The organism is Amycolatopsis sp. NBC_01488 (assembly GCF_036227105.1).
Classification (GTDB): Bacteria; Actinomycetota; Actinomycetes; order Mycobacteriales; family Pseudonocardiaceae; genus Amycolatopsis.
Genome location: NZ_CP109434.1, coordinates 6,116,458 through 6,135,533, shown reverse-complemented (window position 1 = coordinate 6,135,533; position 19,076 = coordinate 6,116,458). Strand labels below are relative to the sequence as shown.

The following is a 19,076-nucleotide window of genomic DNA, read 5'->3' as shown; positions in this document are numbered from 1 at the left end:
CGACCGGAGCCGATGATCTTGACGATTCCGACATGGCGTCCGAAGAGTCGACGTGCTGGTGCGTTTTGCGGTGCCCCAGGTGATCGGCGCGGAGTCGTGCGGTACCGGGATTCCAGTGCGCCGTCCAGGCTGGATCCGCTGGCTGCGCCGGCCGTGAACGCGCTACCGGCAAACCGGGAAGCGCGGTGACGAACGCCGAACCGACATCCGCGAAGGCCGAGCCGACGCCGATATTCGACGAGGTGGCCCGAGTCGTCCGTGCGGCGCCGGACCGCGGACCGGGTGAACCCCGCTCGAACAGCACGCATGCCGACCGGACGGCCCTGGACGCCGTCGCCGAGGCAACGGGCCACTGACCCGGCGTGGTCGTGTCCCGTTGTCGTGGAATCCACCGCGTGCTCAGGCCTGAGGCCAACCTTGCGGTCGCGGTGCAAGCGGACGCACCCGAGGTGCGGGCGAGCGAGGCCGGGCGGTTCGAACCGGGGTGTCTTCGGGCGCCGGCGAACCTTCGCCCGTGAAAGGGCCGGACGCTCTCGCCCGGCTCCGCCGGAGCTCTGCGAGCCTGCCGTGCGCCGAGATGAGCTCGGTGCAAGCTGCTTCGTATCGGCCTTCGGTCGCCGAGCCCAGTGCCTGGCGAACCAGGAGGACGACCTCCGGAGCGCAGTCGGCTAGATCGACCTCGGCACGGGCGGTGGTCACTGCCACCCCGGTTAGCATGATCACGACCTCCGCCGACTCCGGCGCCACGGTCATCGTCGCCGCGAGCAGGCGCAATTGGTGTTGAAGCGACACGAGGTGTCGACTTTGGGCGTTGCCCGGGGCCAGGTCTGCGTGCATCGATGGAGTCCCTCATCGGCGTTTGGTTGCGGAGGGTGCAGTGTGGTGACAAGATGATCTTGTTCGGTCGGCGCGATCAGCGGGTCGAGCCGGATCAGCCGTCGGCCGAGCGTAGGACTGCCGGCGGGTCCCGGCATGCCGAAGACCGCGAATCACTCGACTTCGCCGCTCGTCGGCCCCAGCTCGCCCCGAATCCGGGAAAAACACTACCCGAAGTAGAGCAACGCTGAATCGGCGCCTTGACCGTGCACCGGGTCGAAGGTTGAGGTTTGCGCTCCGTGGTCGGCGACGACTCCCCGCAGGGCGAGGGGACTGGCCGCCCCGCGGTGGCCGCACCGGGAAAGCCTTCCCGGTGCACCGTCGTCGACATCGGAGCAGGGGTCCCGCAAGGGGAAGTGCCCGATGTGCGAAACCACGCCAGTGATCGGCCGAGGAAACGTGTTCCGGATTTTGCGTGCGTCGCCGAGTTGACCCGAGCGGTCCGCAGCGCCGACGTCGAGCAATGCTTGAAACCTGTGGATGGCTGGGAAGGGGGCGTACCTTCCCGGTGACCGGATGAGGTTTCCAAGCATGGCCGACGCGCCAACGTCGGCCGGGAAGGTACGACCCGATGCTGAGCGTAGTCCCTGATCCTGCTGCTGGTGATGATGGTGCGGCGGGCGGCTCGTCCGTGTCGTCGGTGATCGATGAGCTGGTGCGTGAAGGCGCGCGGCGGATGCTGGCCGAGGCGTTGCAGGCCGAGGTCGAGGCCTATATCGCCCGGTTCGCCGGCGAGCGTGATGAGAACGGGCATCGCCTGGTGGTGCGCAACGGTCACCACGAACCGCGCGAGGTGCTGACCAGCGCGGGCGCGGTGCAGGTGACCGCGCCGCGGGTCAACGACAAGCGCATCGACCCCGACACCGGCGAACGCGAGCGGTCTCCTCGGCGATCCTGCCGCCGTGGGCACGCAAGACCCCGAAGATCACCGAGGTGCTGCCCTTGCTGTACCTGCACGGCCTGTCCTCGGGGGACTTCGTGCCGGCGCTGGGTCAGTTCCTCGGGTCGGCGAAGGGCCTGTCGGGTCCGGTGATCACGAAGCTGACCGAGCAGTGGAAGGCCGAACAACGCGCCTTCGCCGAACGTGATCTGTCCACTGTGGACTTTGTTTATCTGTGGGCGGACGGGATCCACGTCAACATCCGCCTGGAAGAGCAGAAACTGTGCCTGCTGGTGATGATCGGGGTGCGCGCCGACGGCCGCAAGGAGCTCGTCGCGCTGGCTGACGGGTACCGCGAGTCGGCCGAGTCCTGGGCGGATCTGCTGCGCGATGCCCGCCGCCGCGGGATGCGTGCCCCGGTGCTGGCCGCGGGCGACGGGGCACTGGGGTTCTGGGGCGCGCTGCGGGAGGTGTTTCCCGAGACCCGGGAGCAGCGCTGCTGGTTCCACAAGATCGCCAACGTGCTGGCGGCGCTGCCCAAGTCCGCGCATCCCGGGGCGAAGAAGGCCCTCGCGCAGATCTGGAACGCCGAAGACCGCCGGCACGCCCTGGACGCGGTGAAGGCGTTCGATGCCGCCTACGGCGCGAAGTTCCCCAAGGCCGCCGCCAAGATCACCGACGACATTGACGTGCTGCTGGCGTTCTACGACTATCCGGCCGAGCACTGGATCCACCTGCGGACCACGAACCCGATCGAGTCAACCTTCGCCACCGTGCGGCACCGCACCAAGGTCACCAAGGGTCCTGGCTCCCGCGCGGCGGGGTTGGCGATGGCATTCAAGCTCATCGAAGCGGCCCAGGCTCGCTGGCGCGCGGTCAACGCGCCCCACCTGGTCGCCCTCGTCCGTGCCGGCGCACGGTTCGAGGCAGGCAAACTCGTCGAACGCCCCACCGAACACACCCCACCCGCAGCCGCCTAAAAGATCTTCATCCACAGGTCTTGACTATTGCTCCCGCCTTCTCGTCGACGCTCGACGGTGTGGACACGTAGCCTCCACGTGCGTTGACGTGGGAGGGCGTTAGTCATCCAAACGGATCACTAGTGTCAGTGTGCCGCGCGATGGGCTTGACTGCCAACTCTGCACCGGAGCCTCAGCTCAACGCGACAACTTGAGTTGTTGGCTGTGCAAGGGACGGTTCAATTCAGCCTTTATCGGCTGCGTGTGTCGACGGCTGGTCAAGTGCGCCAGCTTGTCAGGATCGTTCGAGCAAAGTATGAGTCGGACACGCCCGGGCATCTGACGGAGCACTGTGCTCGAGCGACGATCTTTAGATACCGCCGGTATCTCAACCCGCTGACTAAGAGAACGCGTTTTGGGGTGTCGGGAGGTGTCGAGTGATGTCGAGTGATGTCGGACAAGACCTTTTCGGCTGGTCAACGGCCATCACTTGTGTCGGACTATACCGCGTTCTGTCGACGTGTGCGAGACCTCTCGGGCACATCTCGGGCTCGTCCGTGCCGGATTCTGTCGAGCGTATCCGTGCAGGTCAATTGCGGAGGGCGCGGGGCCGGGCGGGAACTGCCGGGCAGGGTGGTTGCTGTGTTGAGCTCGAGCGAGGACCGTGATCCGGTGCCGTCGGCGGTGACGCACGCCAAGCGCGACGAGGTGTTCTCACGCCAGGGCTTGTCGACGCGTTCGGGCAGCTACAACGAGCTGAACGTCGTGGCGCCGAAGCCCGTGGCCTGCCGACAGGACGGTTACCGCAGACCGAGTCACCAGTGCCGGAATCACCCGGCTCGGGCATTGCGGCATGCAGCGTGCGCTGCGAGTGTTCGGGGCGTCTGCCGGTCGGCATCCGGCAGCGGACGCCGAATACCTCAAGTGAAGACCGTATGTGACCTGGGCCCACCGATGAGCGTTCACCACCCCAAGCGGAGCCGGTCGACAGATTCGTGCCCCTCGACGAAAAGGCTGCTCGTGCACATGTCGGAGTTCCTGGACCAAAAGCTGTCGCGCCGCTTCCGCACCTACGACCGGGACGGTGACGGCTTCGTCGACCGGGAGGACTTCGTCACCGCGGCTGCTCAGCTCGGAGCGGAGTTCGGGCATGCCCCGGACTCCCCGGTGCAGCAGCGGATGACCACGATGTGCCTGGGAGTGTGGGATCACCTGGTCGAGGCCGCGGACGTCGACGGTGACCAGCGGATCAGCGAGGCGGAGTACAAGGCCGCCTTCGCCGCCGGGATGCTGGAGACGCCGGCTGCGTTCGACTCCGGCTACCAGCCCTTCCTCGCCGCCATCATGGACATCGTCGACGCCGACCACGACGGCCGGTTGACCGAAGACGACGAGGTGCGCTGGACCGGTGCGCTGATGGGCTTGCCCGAGGCCGACGCCCGGGCGGCGTTCCACCACCTGGACCGTGACGGCGACGGGTACATCACGACCGGCGACCTGCTGGCGGCCATCCGCGCGTACTACTTCGACGAGGCTTCCGGCTCGGCGGGCAGCTGGCTGCTCGGGCCCTTGGACCGGTGACGTGGCCCGTAGCCGTCTGCACGGCCGGCTGGGGTCACGGGCAGTGATGACGGTGCCACTACATCGAGGCGTGGCCGTGCCCGAACGGCGCTAGCGTCCGGATTCGGCTTTCGATGAGGCTGACCCGATGTCGGAAAGCTTGATCGGGCGGCGGGCGGGTTTGTCCGCTCTCGAAACGCTGAAGTACCAGGGTGACCCGCTGGCGGACGCCGTCATCGCCGATCTGGTGGCCGGTGGGCGGACGGGCGTGGTGAACGAGGTCCTGGCCCAGTTCCGGGACAACGATCAGCCCATTCCCGAGGATCTGCCGGAGTCGGTGCGGCGTTACCTGGTCGACACGGACCTCCTGCCGGGCTGGGCGGATCTGGACCGGGTCGCGGGTGCGTACGAGTTCTTCGTGGACGATGGCGTGCACGTCGCTTCGGTGCTGTCCTTCGGGGCCATGGTGAACTGCTACGCCCAGCCGCGGCCGTCCCGGGTCCTGTCGCTGACCCATCGGCTGAACCAGCCGCATCGGCGGTTGTCGGAGACGTCCCAGTTCGTGTTGCACTTGATGGGTCCGCATCCGTTCGGCTCGGGTGGCAGTTTCGTGCCCACCATCCAGAAGACCCGGCTGATCCACGCCGCGGTGCGCTATTTCATCACCCGGTCCGGTGAATGGGATGTCGAAGCGGACGGCGTCCCGCTGTGCCAGCAGGACATGCTCGGTGCGCTGCTGATCTTTTCGGTGCAGGTCATCTACGGGATGCGCCGGATCGGGATCTCGGTCACCGAGCGGGAAGCCGAGGACTACTACTACGTCTGGCGGGTGACGGGTGCGATGCTCGGCATCCCGGCCGCGGCCATGCCCGAAACGCTGATGGCGGCCCGGGAACTGAACGCGGAGCTCGTCGAAGCGACCTACGGCCCGTCGGCCGAAGGGATCGAGCTGACCCGCAACCTCCTGCGCCTGTACGAGGAAATGGTGCCGGGCAAGGCGTTCGACGGGGTGGTCGCGGCGATGGTCCGCCAGGTTGTGACCGAGGAGGTCGCCGACTGGCTCGAAGTGCCGAGCTCGCGCGGGTGGCGCCGTGCGGTCGGTGCGGGAGTGCGGGTGATGCGGTTGCTGGAACGTTCGGAGGACCGCAGCCGCACGGCCACGGCGGTGCTCGACAAAGCGGGCAGCCTGCTGCTCGGCGGCAGCGTCCGGACGCTGACCAACGGCCAGCCGACCGCGCTGACCATCCCGGCGGACCTGCGGGAGAAGTGGCTGGCCGCCGGTGTCTGCCCGGTAGCGCACCAGCGGACATAGCGCTGTGGCAGCTTCCGGAACCGGTGGAGGTCAGGTTGGCCGAGTGGGATCGCCAGGCGGTTGAAAGCGTTCACGACGACGGCGACCCACAGCAATTGCCGAGTGCGGTCGGGGCCGTGCGCGGCCCAGCACTTGCTGGCGCACGTGGCCGTCATGGACCAGCGTGACGGCCTCGGCCAGGGCGAGCGCCGCGCGCTCGACGTCAGTGAAGGCGGGGTGGGTGCGCCACGAGGGACACCGTCGACACGTGCGCCGCTCTCGCCGGCGGCCAGGGCGGCTTCACTGGGCAAGCGGATGCGGTAGGTGCACCCGTTGAGCTGGGAACAGCGCAGGCGGACGAGTTCGAGCAGACCTCGGGAAGGTCGGTGTCGCCATCGATGGCCGTGGAGAGGCCGATCAGGGCTGGGTAGCCGGGGCCGGTCTGCGGGTCGCAGGGTGGTCATCGTTCTCCGCGGTGTGCACCGGCGATCCGAGCGCGGCCGGCACGAACGGGTGCGAGATCCATGCACGCCGATACCAGGGCACGGCCGTACTCGACCGGAAACCGGCTCGGCGGTTCCAGACCTCCGACGCCGACGGTGACGGCTTCGTCGATCGGTCAGACTTCGTCGCGGCGCACCACGGCTGGCCGAAGAATTCGATCACGGGCCGGATTCTTCCGCCCGGATCCGCACGGCCGGGACGTTTTCCGCCGGGTCGATGGGGGACAGCGGCGGCTTCACAACCACGGATGACCTGCTGGAGGCGATCCGCGAGTACTACATGGACGACGCGGCGGGCTCCGCAGGGAGCTGGCTGCTGGGCCCCTCGAATCCGCACGGTGTCCGCATGGTCGTGCAGCAGAGGGCACGCATCCCGGCGCGACATCGGATCCGACGTGGCGCATGATGCTGTAGCGGTGTACCGAGCCGGAACGTCGGCCACCGGTCGATCCGAGTGAGATGGGGATACCTTGCGTCGTTCTGTTGTCGCGAGCCTGCTGAGCCTTGCCGCGCTGGTCGCGGCGGTGGTGTCGCCGACCGCGGCGTCCGCCGCGCCGACGGACTTCTACCAGCCGCCGTCGCCGCTGTCTGCCGGGCCGCCGGGCGCGATCATCCGCACCCAGCCGATGCCCGCCCTGGCGACCGCGCTGACCGCGACGGCCACCACGGTCATGTACCACTCCCGCGACGCCCGCGACGCCGACATCGCGGTCACCGGCACGGTGTTCACCCCTCGGCTGCCCTGGCTCGGTGCCGGGTCCCGGCCCTGGGTCGACCTCGCGGTCGGCACCCAGGGGCTCGGGCCGCAGTGCGCGCCGTCCAAGCAGTTCGCCACCTCCACCGAGCAGGAGCTGGAACCGGTCGCCCTGCTGCTGGCCCAGGGCTGGGTGCCGTGGTCAGCGACTACGAGGGCTACACCACCGGTTCCACCCCGACTTACGTCGCCGGGGTCTCCGAGGCACACACCGTGCTGGACATGGCCCGCGCGGCCGCTTCCGTTCCGGGAACGGGCATTTCCCCGGCGACGAGGTGGGCCACCATGGGCTACTCCCAAGGTGGCGGCGCGTCGAGCTGGGCCGCGTCCCTGGCCCCGGCCTACGCGCCTGACCTGCAGCTGGTCACCGACGTGTCCGGCGGTGTGCCGGCCGACATCGCGAACGTCGCCGAATCACTCGACGGCAGCCTGATCGGCGAGGGCTTGCAGCTGTACGCACTGATCGGCCTGCAGCAGGCCTACCCCGGCCGGTTCCCGCTCGACGGCTCCCTCAGCGCCGCGGGCAAAGCCACCGAAGCAGCACTGAAGACCCAGTGCGTCGTGCAGACCCTCGCCAGTTTTCCGCTCAAAAAGTTCAGCGACTACTCCACCGGCGAAACGATCCAGCAGTTCGACGCGCGCCCGGACGTCGCTGCCGTGTACGCGGAGAACAACCTGACCACCCGGCCGGCGCCGGCCGTGCCCGTGTTCCAGTACCACGCCGCCCTCGACGAAATCGTGCCGTGGATCGGCCAAGCACAGGCCCTGAACCGCGCTTGGTGCTCCGCTGGCGTCCGCGCCGCGTTCACCCTTGTACCCGGTGACCACATCGCTGGCGAGACCGCCGGCCTGCCCGCCGCGCTCGCCTGGCTGGGCGACCGCTTCGCCGGTCGACCCGCACCCACCACCTGCTCCTGAACTCACCGAACAGCCGGCGGATGGTGAACTTTCGCCGTGGTGATCACCACGGCGAAGGTTCGCCATTCATCCGCGCGGCTCCCGTCGAAACCGGTATGCCACGCACCTCCGCCGGTGTGATGGCCCGCCTGCTCATCTCCGAGACCGGCAGCAACACGGAAGCCGAGTTCGTGATCGCGCACCAGTTCGCACCACCCTGGCGGTCGCTACCCCCGGTCCTGCCGCAGAGGCGTCCTTGCGCCCGGGCAGCCGCCTGTCTCGGCTTGATGTCCGCTCCCTTCGAACATTTCAGTCTCGCCCCTGCTGCGGCTGCTGCAGGCTGAAGCCGTTCCCAAGGCAGAACCTGCCGATCTGGCCGAACTACGGCCGTTGCTCGTAAACGTTCGCGTACTCGTTGATGCATCTCGGCGCTGACCTGCCGGCCGCCTTCGCCATTCCGGCGGTCTCGCCGCGCCGGATCGGTGACGGTACCGACCAGCGCACCCACGACGGGTCCTGCAGGACCCACTGCTGGATGTCGAGGCAGAACGACTGAACCCGAGCCAGCGCATCGAGGTAACCGCGCCGCGGGCGCGTCGTTCCATTCTGTGTCGTGATCACGCGCATGCGTTGTCCAACCCGCAGCGACATCTTCGGGCAGGTGCAAGGTGTCGAGGCCGGGATGGTTGCGCTCGATGTCGGTCCAGCTGAGGCCGGCGACGGTCCAGGTGGCGGACGAGCACCACGCGGATCTCAGGGTTGCGGATTGGGTAGCTGTCCACGAGCTCGACGTTGCTGCGCTGACCGGTGCGCAGGGCGTCGCGGAACGTAGGCGGACCGTCAAGGCCGGCGACGTCGCGGACAAGGTCCCAAGCCAGGTTCGCCTGGTGCGAGCGTTGGGCACGCCGATCGAGACTGATGTTGCGGTCCCCGGTCTGGGTCAGAATTCGAGCAGCCGGTCGGGTCGGAGAGGCAATTCCCGCTGCCGGGTCCCGGTGGCGTGCCAGACTGCGTTGGCGATCGCGGCCGCGACACCGACTATGCCGATTTCGCCGACGCCTTTGACCCCCGTCGGGTTGAGGAGGTCGGGATCGTCAATCCACGAGGCTTCGATCCGCGGCACGTCGGCGTGTGCGGCGAAGTGGTAGCCGGCGAGGTTGGCGTTGACGTGTGCGCCCGTCGACCGGTCTCGGATGCCTTCTTCGTGTAGTGCCATGGACAGGCCCATGGTCATGCCGCCGATGAGCTGGCTGCGGGTGGTGAGCGGGTTGACGACGCGGCCGACAGCGAACACGCCGATCAGGCGCCTGACGCGGGCTTCGCCGGTGAGTACGTCGACGGCGACCTCGGCGAACTGGGCTCCGTAGGCGTGGCGTTCCTGGGCGGCCATGGCGCGGACAGCTTCGGTGGTGTCGGCCTGTGCGGTGACGCCTTCGGGTGGAATGCCCGGTTCCCCGGCCAGCCGGGCGCGCAGCGCTTTCGCGGCTTCGATGACGGCCCATCCCCAGGAGGCGGTGCCGAAGGAGTGGCCGGCGAGGATCGCGAAGCCGTAGCTGCTGTCGCCGATGAGCACCCGGACGTGGCCGGCGTCGGTGTCGAGGGCGTCGGCGGCCAGCTGGCCGAGCGCGGTGCGGGCGCCGGTGCCGATGTCGGCGGCGGTGATCCGGATGACGAACGTCCCGTCGGGCAGGGCGGTGGCGGTCGCGGTCGACGGTGCCGTGTCACCGGGCTAGGTCGCGGCGGCCGTGCCGGTGCCCACGAGCCACCGTCCGTCTCGACGCAGCCGGGGACGCGGGTCGCGGCCGGCCCAGCCGAACCGGGCCGCGCCTTCGTCGAAGCAGCCGAGCAGCCGGCGGCTGCTGAAGGGCAGCCCGCTCACCGGCGCGACGTCGGGTTCGTTGCGGCGCCGCAGTTCGATGGGGTCGAGGCCGCAGGCGTCGGCGAGTTCGTCCATCGCCGATTCGAGAGCGAAGGAGCCCGGCGCCTCGCCGGGGGCCCGCATCCAGCGCGGGGTCGGCACGTCGAGCGCGACGACCCGGTGCCCGATCCGCAGGGTGTCCGATGCGTACATCACCTTGCCGACGACACCGGCCGGCTCGACGTACTCGAACACGGTCGAGGTCTGGGTGGCGGTGAGGTGGTCGTAGCCGCGCAGGTGCCCATCGGGGCCGGCGCCGAGCCGGATCCGCTGCGCGGTCGGCGGGCGATAGCCGGTCATGCCGAACATCTGCGGCCGGGTGAGCACGACGCGGACCGGCCGGTCGAGGACGCGGGCCGCCATGGCCGCGAGCACCACGTGCGGACGGGTCGCCGCCTTCGAGCCGAAGCCACCGCCGACGTGTTCGGACCGCACCCGGACATCAGCCGGGTCGAGGAAGAACAGCTTCGCGAGGTCGGACGCGACGCTGTAGGCGCCTTGGTTGCTGTCGACCACGTCGAGCCGTCGATCCCGCCAGCGCGCGATCGCGGCGTGCGGTTCCATCGGCGTGTTGTGGTGCTCGGGTGTCCGGTATTCCCGGTCGACGAGCACGGCCGAGCGGGCGAGTTCGCCTTCGATGTCGCCGCGCGAGAACTCGCCATGCTGGTGGAGGTTCACTTCGGCGGGGGTGTAGAGGTGGGGATGATCGGGCGTGAACGTGACGTCGTAGCTGTGCTCTTCGTAGTCGATCACCACCGCGGTGGCGGCGGCGCGGGCTTGTTCCCAGGTTCCGGCGACGACCAGCGCGACCGGCCAGCCGGTGTTCGGGATCCGGTCGTCCTGCAGCACCAGCAGGTTCGGGTCCGGGTCGCGGAACCCCGCGCCTTCGCCGAGGCGCGGCGCGTTGCCGTGGTGGAGCACGGTGAGCACGCCGGGCATGTCGGCCGCGGCAAGGGTGTCGATCGCGCGGATGCGCCCGCGGGCGATGGTGGAGGTGACGATCCAGCCGTGCGCGCGCTCGTCCCAAGGGACCTCGGCGGCGTACCGGGCGGCCCCGGTGACTTTTGCGGGGCCCTCGCGGCGGGTGATCGGCGCACCGACGGCTTGGGCGTTCACCGGCTCTCCCGCGAGATGAGTTCGTCCAGTGTGGACACGATGAGGTTGCGGGCGAGCCGGACCTTGTACCCGTTTCCCGGCAACGGGCGAGCCGAGGCCAGTTCCGCGTCGGCGGCGGTGCGGAAGACGGCGTCGCCGGGTTCCTTGCCTCGCAGGTGGTCTTCGGCGGCGCGGGCTCGCCAGGGACGGGCGGCGATTCCGCCGAGCGCGATCCGTACGTCGCCGATCTGTCCGTCGTGGACCTCGACGGTGGCGGCGATCGAGCAGAGGGCGAAGGCGTAGGAGGCGCGCTCGCGCACTTTCCGGTACCGCGAGGGCCCGGGTGGGGACGGCGGCAGGACGACGTGCGTGATGAGCGCTCCCTCGGGCAGTAGGGTTTCCCGGTGGGCGCCATCGGCCACCGGACGGTAGAACCCGGAGATCGGCAGCTCGCCCGGCCCGGTACCGGTGCGGAAGCCGATCCGGGCGTCGAACGCGGCCAGCGCGACCGCCATGTCCGAGGGGTGAGTGGCGACGCAGGCCGGCGTCCAGTCCAGGACGGCGTGGTTGTGGTGCTCCCCGGTCAGTGCGGAGCACCCGGTGCCGGGCACGCGTTTGTTGCACGCGGCGGCCAGGTCGGCGAAGTAGGGACAGCGGGTGCGCTGGAGCAGGTTCCCGCCCACCGTGGCGGCGTTGCGCAGCTGACCGGACGCACCGGACAGGATCGCCTGGGACAGCGCGGGGTAGCGGGTGCGGATGGCCGGGTGGACGGCGAGATCGCTGTTGGTGACAGTCGCGCCGACACGCAAACCCCCATCGCCGGTGTCCTCGATCCGGTCGAGGGGCAGCGCCCGGATGTCCACGAGCTTGGCGGGAGACTCGACCCCGGTTTTCATCAGGTCGACGAGGTTGGTGCCGCCGGCCAGGAACCGGGACCGCCGGGGATCACCGCGGAGGGCCAGTGCCTCGTCGATGTCGCCCGCGCGCACGTAGCCGAACGCCTTCATACCGGCATCTGCCCGTGACCCGCCGCGTCGGCGATCGCGTCGACAATGGACACGTAGGCGCCACAGCGGCACAGGTTCCCGCTCATCCGTTCGCGAATCTCCGCTTCGGTCAGCGGGACCGACGCGGAACTCGCGTTCTCGGTGACCGCGCTCGGCCACCCACGGGAGTGCTCGTCCAGCACGCCGACGGCCGAGCAGATCTGACCGGGCGTGCAGTAGCCGCACTGGAAGCCGTCGTGCTCCAGGAAGGCCTGCTGCACCGGGTGCAGCCGGTCGCCGTCGGCCAGGCCTTCGACGGTGGTCACCGGCCTGCCGGCGACCGCGACGGCCGGCAGCAGGCAGGCGTTCATCCGCCTGCCGTCGACCAGGACGGTGCAGGCGCCGCACTGGCCCTGGTCACAGCCCTTTTGCTGCCGGTGAGGTCCAGCTCGTTGCGCAGCGCGTCCAGCAGGGTGAGCCGGTGGTCGGCAGTGAGGGTGTGTTCTCGGCCGTTCACCTCGAGCGTGATCGTGCTCGCGGTGGTGCCGGGCAGGTCGTCCATCGAAAGGGTCCTCGTCGTCGGTGTCGTCCTCAGCACAGACCACGCGGGCGACCGGCGGTATCACCTGTTCACGTGAGGGGAACAGCCACGCCGGACTGTTATCGTGGAGGCGAGATCGGCTGCCGGACCGTTCGGCGGAGCAGGAGGACGAGTGGTGACCTCACCCTCTGTGCTGCGTGGCCGTTCCGGGCCGGTCGCCGAGGCGCTGGCTGTGCTGCGCCGCACCCTGCGCACCGGCCAGGGCGGCGTGCTCGTACTCAGTGGCGAGGCCGGGATCGGCAAGACTGCCATCGTGAGCACGGTGCGCCGGGAAGCGGCGACCTCCGGTTTCCGGGTGGCCGCTGTCAAGGGGCTGACCGCGGAGCGGCTTTCGCCGGGTGCGGCGGTCCTGCTCGCGCTGCGGTTCGGACCAGTCCCGCTGCTGACCCCGGATGAGCTGAAGTACGTGTCGGGGCTGGTCGACTCGCCACCGGTCTTCCTCGACCAGCTTGCGTCCGTGCTCGAGGAACGCGTCGGCCGGACGCCGCTGCTGGTCGTCATCGACGACCTGCAGTGGGTCGATCACCTCAGCCGCACGGCGGTGCGCGTGCTCCCGCAGCGTCTCGCGGCCCATCCGGTCGTCTGGCTGCTCGCGACCCGTGAGCGCGCCGAAGCGCCGGCCGAAGGTCCACCGGCCACCGTGCTCGACGTAGGGCCACTCCCGGACGAGACTTTGGCCGAGATCGGCGTCGACCTGCTCGGCGAGCCGCCGGACGAGCGGACGCGCGGTCTGCTGGGCCGGGTCGCGGGGAATCCGTTCTACGCGGTGCAGGTGCTGGAAGCCGTCGTGCGTGCCCGCGAGCGCGGTGAGGCCGCCGCCCGGATACCCGCGGAGTTCCTGAGTGCGCTGCGGCGCCGGCTGGCTCCGCTGTCGGAGACACAGCTTGCGCTGCTGCGCCTGCTCTCGACGCTCGGGAGGCCGGCCACCTTCGGCGAGCTCACGGAGCTGTCGGGGGAGTCGTCGGCCGTCGTTTCCGCCGCTGTCGCGGGGATCGTGGGGGCGGGACTGCTCGCCTACGAAGAGTCCACCTTGGCGTTCCGGCACGATCTGGTCCGCGAGTCCGTCTACGAAGAGCTCTCCCCCGGGACCCGGCGCCGCTTGCACGAGCGTTGCGCGGAGTTCCTGCTCGCCGAGGGAGCGCCGCTGCTCGTCGTCGCCCCGCACGTCCGTGCCGCGGCCACGCCCGGCGCCGCCGACGCCGCCGAACTGTTGGTCCGGGCAGCGGAACTGGCCGCGTACTCGATGCCCGACAGCGCGGCCGAGCTCGCCGTGGCGGCGTTTTCGCTGCTCGGGGCGAAAGATCGCGGCTGGTACCAGGTCGGCCGGCGCGCGGTGCGGGTGCTCGCGAACGCCCAGCACAGCGACGAGGCCGTGCGAGTCGCCGACCTCATGCTGAGCCGCCTCGGCTCGCCGGACGAGATCGCGGGGATCGAGAGTGAAGCCGCGCGGGCCCGCTGGATGACCGGGCGGCGCCGCGAGCTCATCGAGCGCATGAAATCCGGGTTCGCAGGCCGGCTCTCGGTCAGTTCCCGCGCCCGGCTGCTCGCCAGTTCCGCGCTGGCCGGAGCCGGTGAGGAACGTGGCGAGAAGATCCGCGGCTGGGCCGAGGAAGCGCGTGAGCTCGCGGCCGAGACCGGCGACCGCACGGCCGCGGAACTGGCCGGGCACGCGCTCGGGATCATTGCGCTGAACGAAGGGCGACACGCCGAATCGCTCGCCCGGTTCCGGGCGCTGCGCGAATCCGCCGGCGATGCCTATCTGCTCAGCGAGATCATCGCGCTGCAGCTGCTCGACCGCTTCGAAGAGGCGCAGCGGATACTGACCTCGATCGCCAGTGCCGTCGAGACGGCGGCGTTACCGACCGTCGCGTATGGACAGATGTGGCAGGACTTCCACCTGTCCCGGCGGGATGACGCGATCGTGGGCGCGCGGACCGTCATCGCGGAGGCGCGGGATTTCGGCAACGAGTCCATGGAGGCGGACGCCAACTTGGTCCTGTGCTCGCTGGCTCTGGCGGACGGCGATCCGGACGGGGTGCGGGCGCTGCTGGCCGAGCGCGAGCAGCTCAAGAGCGCCGACGACCGCGTCCTGGCCGAGAACACGGTTCTCCTACGGGGGTTCCTGCTCGCCGCCGAGGGGCGGCCCGGTGAGGCTGTCGAGCTGCTGCGCCCCAAGCTGCGCGCGGCGCTCGACGGGCGTGCCTACTGGCCCTGGTGGCCGGGCTGGGCGCCCTCGCTCGCGCGGGTCGGGCTCGTCGCGGGCGATACGTGGTTCGCCTCCCGGGCAGCCGAAATCGCCGCCGAGGGCGCCGCCCGCAACCCCGGGGTCGCCACCTTCAAGGGGCTGGCCCGGCATGTCGACGGCCTCGTGACCGGTGACGTCGCGGCGCTGCGGGATGCGGAGAGAATCCTCGCGAAGAGCCCGCGACCGGTCGTCCGGGCGGCGATCGCCGACGATCTGGGCCAGGCGCTGTTGCGGCAAGGGCATCGGGAGGACGGCATCGTACTGCTCGACCGTGCCTGGGCCGGCTACACCGGCGCCGGTCATTCCGCGGCCGCCGACGGGGTGCGAGGCGTGCTGAGCCGGGCCGGCGTGCGGCGTCGCGAGTGGACGGTGCGAGCGTCGCGCCCCGATCTGGGATGGGACGCGCTGACTCCGGCCGAGCGGAAGGTCGCGCGGCTGATCGGCACCGGGATGACCAACCGCGCGGCGGCGCAGGAGCTCGGCATTTCCCCGAACACCGTGGGCACGCACGTCCGGTCGGTGTTCACCAAGCTCGATGTCCGCTCCCGCGTGCAGCTCAGCAACGTCCTGCACGGCCAGGTATCGGACGGCGAAGCTTAGGGACTCGCTCGAGGAGAGCGAGGAATTTGCTCAGGTCGTCGGTGACCGGTTCGACGACGGCACGCAAGGCGGTGAGGTACTCGTCCGCGATCGGCCCCGGTGGTGGAAGTCCCGCGGCGAAGAGACTGAATTCGCGTTCGGCCCAGCCCGCGGCGACGCCGAGCGTGAGCCTGCCGCTCGACAGGTGGTGCAGGGTCGCCGCCTGATTGGGCGACCAGCAGCGGGTCGCGTTGCGGGAGGACCAGAATGCCGGTGACGAGCCGGATCCGGCGGGTGCGCCCGGCGAGCCCGGTCAGGCTGGTGAACGTTTCCGGCAGGGGGCCGTGGGTCCCGGATCGTCCGCCGGGAGCAGGACGTGGTCGCTGGTCCACAAGGACGCGAAGCCGAGTTCCTCGGCGTGCCGCGCGATGGTGGTCATGGCCTCTCGGGTGCCGGGCGGGCCGTAGTTCGGCACATTCAGGCCGATGATCATGTCGCTGCTCCCGGCGGTCGGGCGTCATCCGGCGATGAGGTCGAACTCGTTGCCTTCTGGGTCGGCGAAGGTGATCCAATGCGCGTCACCGCGTCGGATTTCGCCGAGGCGGGTCGCGCCGAGTTCCCCCAGGCGCCGGACGTCAGCGTCGAACTCGGTGCTGACGAGGTCGGGGTGCATGCGGTTCTTGACCGTCTTGCCCTCGGGTACCTGGTGGAAGCTCAGCACCGGGCCGTGCTCGGTGAGCGGGATCGCTGCGTACGCGGCCGTGGCGCCGTCGTCGATCGGGCGGTCGAGGACGGCCGACCAGAACCCGGCCAGGTTGCCGGCGTCGGCGGTGTCGTATCCCACGGCCCACAAGGTGATGGCCATTGCGAAAGGTCTCCTTCTTCGGGTGAGGGTCAGAGTGCGGTGCGGCCGGCGTCGACCGGGATGACTGCGCCGGTGATGTAGGTCGCCTTGTCCGAGGCCAGGAACGCGATGACGTCGGCGATCTCGTGCGGTTCGGCGGCGCGCCCGGTGATCGTCGTGTGCCCGAGCGCGGTGATCCGGTCGCGGTCGGCGCCGCCGGTGTAGACGGGACCGGGCGCGACGGCGTTCACCCGCACTCCGGCCGGGCTGAACTCGGCCGCCCAGGACCGGGTCAGCGACGCCAGCGCGGCCTTGGTCGCGCCGTAGGCCGCGCCACCGGCGAGCCCGACCGTCCCGGCCATCGACGCGAGGTTGACGATGACGCCGGATCCGCGGGTGGCCATGGCCGGTGCCAGCCCGGCGACGAGCTGGTAGGCGGCACGAACGTTGGCGGTGAACAGCGCGTCGACCCCGTCCGGGCCGAGGTCGGCGGTGGGGCCGAACCAGGAGTAGCCGCCGTTGTTGATCAGCGCGTCGACCGGGCCGGCCTGGTCGATCAGCGTCGTGACCTGGCCGGCGTCCCCGAGATCGGCGGCCAGGAACCGGGCGTGGCCACCGGCTTCCTGGATCTCTTTGACCGTCGCGTCGCCGCGCGCCGCGTCACGACCGTGGACAAGAACGAACCAGCCGTCACCGGCCAGTGCCAGGGCGGTCGCCCGGCCGATTCCTGACGTCGCGCCGGTGACCAGAGCGGTGCGGGGGTGCAGGTCGAGGTTCTGGGTCATGAAGTCCTCCTTGTGCGATCAGATGGCGGTGCGGCCGCCGTCGGCGGCGAGCGTGGCTCCGGTGATGTAGGTGGCTTGGGGTGAGGCGAGGAAGCCGACCAGGTCAGCGATTTCGCCGGGTTGCGCGGCGCGGTGCAACGCGGTGGTGGCGCCGAGGTCGTCGAACAGGGCGCGCGCTTCGGGGCGGGTGTAGACCGGGCCGGGCGCGACCGTGTTGATCCGGACTCCCCGTGGGCTGTATTCGGCGGTCCAGCCGCGGGTCAGCGCGGCCAGCGCGGCCTTCGTCGCGCCGTATGCGGCACCGGTCGGCAGGCCGACGATGCCGGCCATGCTGCCGATGTAGATGATCACGCCGACGCCCTTCTCCGCCATCGTGGGTGCGAAGGCGGCCACCAGGAAGTACGGGGCACGCACGTTGGCGGCGAACATCGCGTCGAACTGCTCGGCCCGCATCTCTTCGGTGGCGCCCCAGACCGAGAACCCGGCGTTGTTGACCAGCACGTCCACCGGGCCGGTTTCCCGGGCCAGCGGACCGATCGTGCTGACGTTGGCGAGGTCTGCCGCCTGGAAACGGGCCTGCCCGCCGGATTGCTTGATCTCGGCGACGACCTTCGCTCCGCGTTCCGGATCACGGCCGACCGCGTGCACGAACAGGCCGTCCGAGCCCAGCCGCAGCGCGATCGCCCGGCCCAGTCCCGCGGTGGCGCCGGTGACCAGCGCGGCCCGAGCCTCTCCCGCGGTCATGCGGGGATTCCCGGTACCGTGAGCCCGAGTTTCCGCAAGAGTGGCTGGGGTTCGAAGTAGGCGACCCAGATCGAGGTCGCCTGTTCGCCCCGGACCGTCCAGTGTTCGGAAATCCGGACTTGCTCACCGGTACCGCTGACGCCGATCGCGATGAGCGCGACCACGTTCTCGCCGTCGCCGAAGAAGCGGTCGTAGCTGCAGCGGCTGAAGTCGAGCACGTCCGGCAGGGTCGGCAGGACCTCGTCCCGGAAGAAGGAGGCACCCTCGTGGCGCCCGCCCCACGGGAAGTAGTCCGGTGCCGTCACGGTGAAATCGTCGTGGAGGTAAGGAGCGAAGTCGGTGAGCTGACCTTTCCGGCCGGCCTTGTAGTAGGCGTCGACGACGGCCAGGCTGGTGGCTGTCGGTTGGCTGCTCATGTTTCGTCCTTCTCGTCGGCCTGCACGTCGAGGAAGTCGTGCAGGCGCCGCAGGAATCTGCGGGGGTACTGGAAATGCGAACCGTGGCTGGAATCGGGGAAGAGCAGCAGCTCGGCGTCGGGGATGTGCTGCTGCAGGTGGTAGGAGTTGACGGTCGGGACGACGATGTCGTTGCTGCCGTTGACGACCAGCGTCGGTGCGGAGATCTCGGCGAGGTAGCCGAAACTGTTCTTGCCGGGACGGCCCCACTCGTTCGCCGCTGCCCGGTGGTTGAGGATCGTCTCCTGCGACACGAGGTCATCGCGGTTTTGGGTCCGCGCCGTGATGCGTTCGACGTAGCGGCGCCCCGCGGCTTGGCTCGCGTCGGTGGGCGAGAACATGATGGGCAGCCACATGGCTTCGCCGAGCTCGTCCCGCCGGCCGAACAGCGGCACGACCGCCGGGTCCATCGCCGCCATGCCGTCGCCTCCGCGCGGTCCCGTGCCCACCAGGACCAGCCGCCGGACCAGTTCCGGGCGGTGCAGGGCGATCATTTGCGCGACGTGTCCGCCCATCGAGAAGCCGAACAGATCGATGTCGCTCAGCCCGAGCGCGTCGATGAGCGCGGCCGCGTCGCGGGCCATCCCGTCCACGGTGTTCGGTGCGGTACCGCTGCTTGCGCCCACCCCGGTGTTGTCGAACAGCACGACCTCGCGCCCGGCCGCGAGTCCGTCAGTGATGGCGGGGTCGAAGTTGTCCAGATTGCCCATGAAGTGCTGCACCAGCACGATCGGCCGCCCCGGCCCGTTGCCGAACCGGCGGTAGGCGAACCGGACGCCCTTGGCTTCGACGAAGCCGGTCGGCGCGGTGTGGTGCGTGTGATCGGTCATGACTCACCTGTTCCGTGGTCTGCGACGCGCCCTGCCGGCTGGATTGTGGGGCGCTGCAGCCAGGAAAGACCGGAAGCTATGACGGCACATCACCTGAACGCATTAGGTCTGCAAGGGCGTCTCCCCGGCCGACTGGAGCTGGAGGACCGGACGAGCGCACGCGGTAGCTGGTGCCACCGTTCCGACCGCGCATCGGGCGAGATCGGGATCGCGACTCCGCAGACTGAGGCCCTTCGGGAATACCGGGCCGGGCCTGGACCAGGAGGACGTAGCC

The 19,076-nt window shown here is 69.8% G+C and carries 17 protein-coding genes and 2 pseudogenes; 5 read left to right on the top strand and 14 right to left on the bottom strand.

Features of this window, described 5'->3' with window-relative positions; all coding sequences use genetic code 11:
* Window positions 1–1,447 precede the first annotated feature (1,447 nt).
* The 3 genes and pseudogenes from OG738_RS29080 (at window position 1,448) to OG738_RS29070 (ending at window position 5,587) form a co-directional block, all read left to right on the top strand.
* A pseudogene (locus OG738_RS29080) lies at window positions 1,448–2,736 on the top strand (IS256 family transposase).
* Between the two features lie 1,005 nt (window positions 2,737–3,741).
* The gene (locus OG738_RS29075; RefSeq protein WP_329045618.1) at window positions 3,742–4,296 is read left to right on the top strand and encodes an EF-hand domain-containing protein; all 555 of its coding nucleotides are present in this window, start codon (window positions 3,742–3,744) and stop codon (window positions 4,294–4,296) included.
* 127 nt (window positions 4,297–4,423) lie between these two features.
* Window positions 4,424–5,587: an oxygenase MpaB family protein gene (locus OG738_RS29070; RefSeq protein ID WP_329045616.1), complete on the top strand. Its 1,164-nt coding sequence runs from the start codon at window positions 4,424–4,426 to the stop codon at window positions 5,585–5,587.
* A 1,047-nt stretch (window positions 5,588–6,634) separates the two neighbouring features.
* Here the strand turns inward: OG738_RS29070 and OG738_RS29065 are convergent.
* Complete coding sequence (locus OG738_RS29065; protein WP_329045615.1) at window positions 6,635–6,799, bottom strand: hypothetical protein; 165 nt, start codon at window positions 6,797–6,799, stop codon at window positions 6,635–6,637.
* A 162-nt stretch (window positions 6,800–6,961) separates the two neighbouring features.
* On the opposite strand from OG738_RS29065, the gene OG738_RS29060 reads away from it, so the two are divergent.
* Window positions 6,962–7,741, top strand: coding sequence for a lipase family protein (locus OG738_RS29060; protein ID WP_329045614.1), 780 nt, complete (start codon window positions 6,962–6,964; stop codon window positions 7,739–7,741).
* Window positions 7,742–7,743: 2 nt separating this feature from the next.
* On the opposite strand, the gene OG738_RS29055 is transcribed toward OG738_RS29060, so the two are convergent.
* From OG738_RS29055 to OG738_RS29030, 6 genes and pseudogenes are all read right to left on the bottom strand, one after another.
* Window positions 7,744–7,923: a hypothetical protein gene (locus OG738_RS29055; RefSeq protein WP_329045612.1), complete on the bottom strand. Its 180-nt coding sequence runs from the start codon at window positions 7,921–7,923 to the stop codon at window positions 7,744–7,746.
* A 178-nt stretch (window positions 7,924–8,101) separates the two neighbouring features.
* The gene (locus OG738_RS29050) at window positions 8,102–8,347 is read right to left on the bottom strand and encodes a hypothetical protein (RefSeq protein ID WP_329045611.1); all 246 of its coding nucleotides are present in this window, start codon (window positions 8,345–8,347) and stop codon (window positions 8,102–8,104) included.
* Between the two features lie 313 nt (window positions 8,348–8,660).
* Window positions 8,661–9,383, bottom strand: a complete 723-nt coding sequence (locus OG738_RS29045) for a xanthine dehydrogenase family protein molybdopterin-binding subunit (protein ID WP_329056875.1) — start codon at window positions 9,381–9,383, stop codon at window positions 8,661–8,663.
* Between the two features lie 66 nt (window positions 9,384–9,449).
* Window positions 9,450–10,754, bottom strand: a complete 1,305-nt coding sequence (locus tag OG738_RS29040) for a xanthine dehydrogenase family protein molybdopterin-binding subunit (protein WP_329045610.1) — start codon at window positions 10,752–10,754, stop codon at window positions 9,450–9,452.
* Entirely contained in the window at window positions 10,751–11,740 is a 990-nt protein-coding gene (locus OG738_RS29035) for an FAD binding domain-containing protein (RefSeq protein WP_329045608.1), read from the bottom strand. Before OG738_RS29035 ends, OG738_RS29040 begins: the two co-directional genes overlap by 4 nt.
* Window positions 11,737–12,281: pseudogene (locus OG738_RS29030) on the bottom strand ((2Fe-2S)-binding protein). The gene OG738_RS29035 and the pseudogene OG738_RS29030 overlap by 4 nt, the downstream one beginning before the upstream one ends.
* 154 nt (window positions 12,282–12,435) lie before the next feature.
* On the opposite strand from OG738_RS29030, the gene OG738_RS29025 reads away from it, so the two are divergent.
* Window positions 12,436–15,165, top strand: coding sequence for a helix-turn-helix transcriptional regulator (locus OG738_RS29025; protein WP_329045607.1), 2,730 nt, complete (start codon window positions 12,436–12,438; stop codon window positions 15,163–15,165).
* On the opposite strand, the gene OG738_RS44750 is transcribed toward OG738_RS29025, so the two are convergent.
* The 7 genes from OG738_RS44750 to OG738_RS28995 form a co-directional block, all read right to left on the bottom strand.
* Window positions 15,122–15,349, bottom strand: coding sequence for a hypothetical protein (locus OG738_RS44750; protein ID WP_442875959.1), 228 nt, complete (start codon window positions 15,347–15,349; stop codon window positions 15,122–15,124). The genes OG738_RS29025 and OG738_RS44750 overlap by 44 nt on opposite strands.
* Window positions 15,350–15,457: 108 nt before the next feature.
* On the bottom strand, window positions 15,458–15,637 hold the full coding sequence (locus OG738_RS29020) for a hypothetical protein (protein ID WP_329045605.1): 180 nt from the start codon (window positions 15,635–15,637) through the stop codon (window positions 15,458–15,460).
* Between the two features lie 24 nt (window positions 15,638–15,661).
* Window positions 15,662–16,009 (bottom strand): VOC family protein, encoded by a 348-nt coding sequence (locus OG738_RS29015; protein ID WP_329045603.1) that lies wholly within the window; start codon window positions 16,007–16,009, stop codon window positions 15,662–15,664.
* A 29-nt stretch (window positions 16,010–16,038) separates the two neighbouring features.
* Window positions 16,039–16,773 carry an SDR family NAD(P)-dependent oxidoreductase gene (locus OG738_RS29010; protein WP_329045601.1) on the bottom strand — a complete coding sequence of 245 codons (735 nt, stop codon included), beginning with the start codon at window positions 16,771–16,773 and terminating at the stop codon, window positions 16,039–16,041.
* An 18-nt stretch (window positions 16,774–16,791) separates the two neighbouring features.
* Window positions 16,792–17,517, bottom strand: coding sequence for an SDR family NAD(P)-dependent oxidoreductase (locus OG738_RS29005; protein ID WP_329045600.1), 726 nt, complete (start codon window positions 17,515–17,517; stop codon window positions 16,792–16,794).
* Complete coding sequence (locus OG738_RS29000) at window positions 17,514–17,933, bottom strand: nuclear transport factor 2 family protein (protein ID WP_329045599.1); 420 nt, start codon at window positions 17,931–17,933, stop codon at window positions 17,514–17,516. The genes OG738_RS29005 and OG738_RS29000 overlap by 4 nt, the downstream gene beginning before the upstream one ends.
* Window positions 17,930–18,802, bottom strand: a complete 873-nt coding sequence (locus tag OG738_RS28995; protein WP_329045598.1) for an alpha/beta fold hydrolase — start codon at window positions 18,800–18,802, stop codon at window positions 17,930–17,932. Before OG738_RS28995 ends, OG738_RS29000 begins: the two co-directional genes overlap by 4 nt.
* Window positions 18,803–19,076 lie beyond the last annotated feature (274 nt).

Excerpts from the sequence above, each read along its gene's own strand:
- OG738_RS29075 (WP_329045618.1), top strand. The coding sequence starts at position 3,742 with ATGTCGGAGTTCCTGGACCAAAAGCTGTCGCGCCGCTTCCGCACCTAC.
- OG738_RS29070 (WP_329045616.1), top strand. The coding sequence starts at position 4,424 with ATGTCGGAAAGCTTGATCGGGCGGCGGGCGGGTTTGTCCGCTCTCGAA.
- OG738_RS29050 (WP_329045611.1), bottom strand. The coding sequence starts at position 8,347 with ATGCGCGTGATCACGACACAGAATGGAACGACGCGCCCGCGGCGCGGT.
- OG738_RS29035 (WP_329045608.1), bottom strand. The coding sequence starts at position 11,740 with ATGAAGGCGTTCGGCTACGTGCGCGCGGGCGACATCGACGAGGCACTG.
- OG738_RS29020 (WP_329045605.1), bottom strand. The coding sequence starts at position 15,637 with ATGATCATCGGCCTGAATGTGCCGAACTACGGCCCGCCCGGCACCCGA.
- OG738_RS29015 (WP_329045603.1), bottom strand. The coding sequence starts at position 16,009 with ATGGCCATCACCTTGTGGGCCGTGGGATACGACACCGCCGACGCCGGC.
- OG738_RS29010 (WP_329045601.1), bottom strand. The coding sequence starts at position 16,773 with ATGACCCAGAACCTCGACCTGCACCCCCGCACCGCTCTGGTCACCGGC.
- OG738_RS29005 (WP_329045600.1), bottom strand. The coding sequence starts at position 17,517 with ATGACCGCGGGAGAGGCTCGGGCCGCGCTGGTCACCGGCGCCACCGCG.
- OG738_RS29000 (WP_329045599.1), bottom strand. The coding sequence starts at position 17,933 with ATGAGCAGCCAACCGACAGCCACCAGCCTGGCCGTCGTCGACGCCTAC.
- OG738_RS28995 (WP_329045598.1), bottom strand. The coding sequence starts at position 18,802 with ATGACCGATCACACGCACCACACCGCGCCGACCGGCTTCGTCGAAGCC.